1 protein-coding gene is annotated in these 507 nt (G+C 43.2%); it reads left to right on the top strand.

Annotated elements, in window-relative coordinates:
- Positions 1–492, top strand: a 492-nt coding sequence (locus tag R7Q11_RS29655; protein WP_225467402.1) for an MSHA biogenesis protein MshD, incomplete at its 5' end; no start/stop codon positions are given.
- Between the last annotated feature and the right edge of the window lie 15 nt (positions 493–507).

Raw genomic sequence — 507 nt, forward strand, 5'->3', positions numbered from 1 at the left:
GGAATCGCAATGGTGATGTTTTCGACAGCATTGATACCACAAATTAAAGATGCTTCCACCTCCCATTATCAAAGTCGAGCCATTGCTTTAGGGCATAGTATGATGTCGCAAATTTTGGCCCGCAATTTTGACCATTATTATGATGACAATGGTGGCATGCTCCGCTGCGGCGAAAGCGGGGCAGACGCTTGCTCACCTCTTGGAAGAGATGGAGAGACTTCGCCCTCTGCTTTTAATGATGTTGATGATTATATTGGTTGTTGGTACACCGAAAATACTCAGAACAGTTGCCCATCAGGTAGCGAAAAATACCAACTCTCAGATGTTGTAGGTAATAGTGCAGACAGTAGTTATATCAATTTTCGCGTAGAGGTTGCGGTAGAAACGACAGAGTTCGAAGGAAGTGTCCCTAAAATGAAGCAAGTGAAACTGGATATATTTGCTGGTTCCTCGTTAGCGATTTCATTGGTTGGCTACCGAGGTAATTATTAATGAGTCAAAGAGGTT

Source organism: Vibrio sp. 970, assembly GCF_033339075.1.